Source organism: Salinicola sp., from assembly GCF_982684285.1.
The window spans coordinates 1-4,234 of record NZ_CEXLVS010000305.1; the positions used below are offsets into that span (position 1 = coordinate 1).

The 4,234-nt window shown below is 61.2% G+C and carries 3 protein-coding genes; all 3 read right to left on the reverse strand.

The window, feature by feature from the left end:
* Positions 1-603: heavy metal-binding domain-containing protein (locus tag AC3AYF_RS18710; protein ID WP_295041180.1), on the reverse strand; the 603-nt coding region annotated here is incomplete at its 3' end.
* A 29-nt stretch (positions 604-632) separates the two neighbouring features.
* Positions 633-1,886, reverse strand: a complete 1,254-nt coding sequence (locus AC3AYF_RS18715; protein ID WP_295041179.1) for a TolC family protein — start codon at positions 1,884-1,886, stop codon at positions 633-635.
* A 789-nt stretch (positions 1,887-2,675) separates the two neighbouring features.
* Positions 2,676-4,234 (reverse strand): helicase-related protein (locus tag AC3AYF_RS18720; protein ID WP_295041178.1); only part of this gene is annotated, 1,559 nt, incomplete at its 5' end.

Sequence of the window (4,234 nt, forward strand, 5' to 3'; positions counted from 1 at the left end):
ACGGCGGGTCTTTTCGACGCGCTCGATCAACGCGGTCGGCATGCCCATCAGCGTCAGCCGCGTGCGGGCGGCGTCGATCAGGGCACGATCGCGGGTACTCAGTACAGCGAGGAATTCTTCCTGGGCGCCGCCCCAGGCGGGAATGAGCAGATCGACCAGCGGTGCGCCCTGATTGACCACGTCGCCGGGGGCCAGGTCATAGCTACGCTCGACGAAGCCGGCGCTGCGCACCTGAATGATCGCCACGTCACGGTCGTTGAACTGCACATTGGCGGCGGCATCGACCGAGCTGGTGAGGTCGTTGCGCATGACCTGCGCGGTGCGCACGCCAAGATTCTGCGCCACGCCGGGATTGATCTTGACTGCGGCAGCGCCGTCACCGGCTTCATCGGCATACTTGGGCACCAGCTCCATGTCCATGAACGGCGACTTGCCCGGCTGGTCGAAGTGCTGATCGGGGACCATCGGATCGTACCAGTACCGCACTTCACGCTGCTTGTCAGTGGCTGCCGCCTGGGCTGATGTCGGCATGATGCGGTTATCGCGCAGAAGCCAATAGGTGGCACCGCTGCTGGCAATTGCCACGGCGGCAATGACGGCCATAACAGTGGCGATACGAAAAGCGGGCTGACTCATGAGGTGGGCTCTCCATAGGAAAAATACAGCTTCATCGCGATCAGTTTGCGCTGTTGCTGGAGATCGACGATCCGCACGCGCTGGTCGATCAGCTCGCGGCGCGCGGCGATTACGGCGTCGAGATCGCCCTGACCGCTTCTGTAGGCGGCGTACTGTAGCCCGACTTTTTTCTGGACGAGCTTGAGCCAGGTGGTTTGGGCGCGCTTGAGCTGGTTTGACAGCGCGGTGTAGTCGGCCAACTGGCTGTCGAGTTCGCTCCTTTGTTCGCGCAGCAGCGCATCACGTTCGAGCTGCAGACGTTCGACGTTGTGCTGGCGGGCGCGAATCGCCGGGTCCTGGCGGCTGGCGGTGAACAGCGGCAGATCGAACGACACCTGTGCCGAGACCATGTCGCCGTAGCGTTCGTCGCGATGCTGATAGGCCAGCTCGACGCCCCAGTCGGGGCGCTTTTCGGATTTAGCTTCGGCCACCCGGGCCTTGGCGGTGCGGGTCTGCGCCTCCAGCGCCAGTAGGTCGGGGTAGCGCCTTATTCGCGCGCGCAGGGTCTGGGGCGAGACGACAATGGATGGGGGAGCGCCCTCAAGCGGTTCGTCGGCGGCCTCACCCACATAGCGGCGCAGCTCGGCGATGGCTTCATGCCGCTCGCCCTCCAGGTCGTCGCGGCGATCAGCGAGCGCGGCCGCGGCCTGTTTGGCAAGCACGCTATCGGTCAACGGCGCATCGCCGGAGGCGATCCGGGCATCGACGGTGGAGGTGAGTAGCTGGTTTTCCCGGTCGAGAGCGTCAAGCTGCTCGAGCTTACGCTCCAGGTAGTAGCGCTTGAGCCAGGCTTGAGATGCCTGTTGCTGAATGATAAGGCGCACCACATGACGCTGCACCTGGGCGCTGCTCAGCTCGGCCTCGGCAATCTCTGCGCGGGCATGACGCTTGGCGCTATTGGGAATGGCCTGCGAGATGCCGATGCGCTGCATCGTCATCTGGCTTTCGGTCAGGCTGCCCGCCTGCGGACCGGAAATCGGATAGTTGGTCACCCCGAGGCTTAACTTGGGATCCGGCAGCGCGTCGGCTGGTTCGATCAATTCCTGGGCGCTTTTGATCTGCGCCGTATTGGCGCTCAGCTCGGGGGCATTGCGCACGCCAAGCGCAAGCGCATCATCGAAACTCAGCGGCGAGGCATGGGCGCCTCCCGCCATGCCCAGCCAGCCGACGATTAACCAGCCGGGCAGGGCATAGAACCTGTGAAGAAACATTCTCTAACTCCGTGACCTTCCAGGCACGGCGCAGCAAGCGCGCGCACGTACACCGATTCTGCAGGCAACAAGGCATGCAGAAAGCTTATTTCAGCGTGGAGCTAGCTAAGGCGAGGAGGGCGCCACAGGCCGTCTGGGGTATGAAAGACGACTGGCGTATCGGGCAAGACTGTTACGACCCGAACGGGAGGGGAGGCGTGGACAGACAAAGAGGAATTAGAAAGATACAGCGCGCCCCCGAACAAACAATCTTGCACTTGGGAGCAGGTTTTGCTTGAGCCGGGTTTCGCATGCTTATCCATGCCGGCTACATCGCAGGCTTGCTTATCAACAACAGCATGAGTAGGCGTCATGAGCGCGTCAGGCATCACACGGCACTGCTCACTAACGCTCGCCGCTGCCTGCCCGAAGGCCGGAATCGACAGCGTCAATATCATGATGAGCAGAAGTCTTAACATGCCTACGGAGCCTATTGCGTGCGTGCTGCATTATCGGAATGCCGGAAGATAAAAGCATAAAGTACAGGTGGTTACAACGTGAATTGTCGCGCGGCCGGCGGACCTGAGCTTGCTCGCGTAACGGGGCGCCCTGCATGCTCGGGAGTAGGAGCGCTAAACGTTTAGCTTTGTTGCGGTTAGTAGAGTCAGCGCTAATCATGCGTAGCGATCAAAATCGAGCAAGACAAAGCCGCTACGTTCCAGCTTGATTTTCACGGATATCATTAAGGCCTACCCTATCCTAGATAAAAAACCTAACTCCTCCGAAGAGGAGTTAGGTTCTGAGGTAATGTCAAGCGACCAGCTGACGGGCCAGTTCCATCTCGACCGACTCGCCATCGCTGTTGAGTGCATCGAGCCCGGACTCGGGGATGTCCCCAGACGTGCTCTGCGCTACGGCGATCTTGCTGGCCATCAATCGCAGACAGGCGATTTGTGACGTTTCGGCGTAGCCGAAGAACACCACACGCACCGCCCGGTGCTGACCGATACGCCAGGAGCGTCGCGCCGCCTGCTGCAACGTGTAGACATTCCAACCGGTCTGCATGAACGCGATCGTCGGGAAGTCGAGAAGATCCAGACCAGTTTTCACCAGCTCGGGGTTGGTGATCAGCACATCGATCCCCTTCTCGACCTGATCCGCGATCCAGTCTTCCCGCCGACTGGTGTCGACGCTCGAGCGCAGCACGGCCACCTTCAGCCCCGCCTGCTCGAGCACGCGCTTCAGGCGACTTGTCGTATCGCGCTTGCCGGTGTAGGTGGAATAGACCAGAACCTTGCGGCTCTCGGCTTTCTCCGACCGGCATAGCTCGACCAGCTCGTCTTCCTTCGGCATCGTCGACGTCTCGTCGAAGATCGACTTCGTGAAGTTGATCAGCTCCCGCGAGCGCGGATGCTTGACCGTCTCGGGACGAAAACAGCAGTCAGGCCACGCTAGCAGCACGTTGAGCACCACGCCCAGCAGTGTGGTGTCCTTGCGTGCCAGCGCTTCCTTCAACGCCCGCGAGAGCTCTCTGGAGAGCTTCTCGTAGGCACTGGCCTGATCAGACGACATCGGTACTTCCACGAACTCCTCGTCATACGGCGGCAGTACATCGCCACCGATGTCCTTGAGCTTGAGAAAGACCGTGAAGGGCAACACGTAACGCAGTATGCCCTTGGGACCGAAACCGGGTGCCTTGACGGTGCGCACCGAGGTTTTTCGGCCCTTCGCCGTCTTGTGTCCAGCGCCTTCGCGTTCCGAGTAGATGTCCTTGAGGACACCGTGCTCGCGCATGAAGGCCATGGACGCCGCCCCCAGGGAGTTGCGCTGGGGACGGTAGCCGTCCTCGATCATCACCGGCGTCAGGATCCGGAAGAGCAGGTAGAACAGGTCGTCGGCGTAGCCGCCCATCAGCGTGCCGGTCAGCAAAAGCGTCTTGCGGGCTTTCGCTGCCAGTACGCCCATGGCTTGGCCCTGGGCCGACCCCGCGTTCTTGTACTCATGCCCCTCGTCGACGATCAGCAGGTCGAAGAACTGATCGGGCAGATAGCGCTTCACGAACTCGCTCGGCTGGAAACCACCCTCGCCGAGGCCGAACTCGATGTTGGGCATCGCCCGCTCCATCCTCTTGGCCTGTCGATCGTTGAACACCAGGTCGCCGTTCTCGTCCATCAGGTTGATGAACTCGTGAACGTTGTCGGCCAGCATTGACGAGAGAAACCCCTCGCCGAACTGGTTGATCAGCTTCTCCGACGTCACCTTGCCGATTGTCGGAATCCGCTGCAGCGCCTTGAACACCGAACGACGACGGACATCCCCTTCGGGCTGCCGCTGTCGTATGAGTGTCCAGAGCTGGCCACCGCATCCGG

Excerpts from the sequence above, each read along its gene's own strand:
- AC3AYF_RS18715 (WP_295041179.1), bottom strand. The coding sequence starts at position 1,886 with ATGTTTCTTCACAGGTTCTATGCCCTGCCCGGCTGGTTAATCGTCGGC.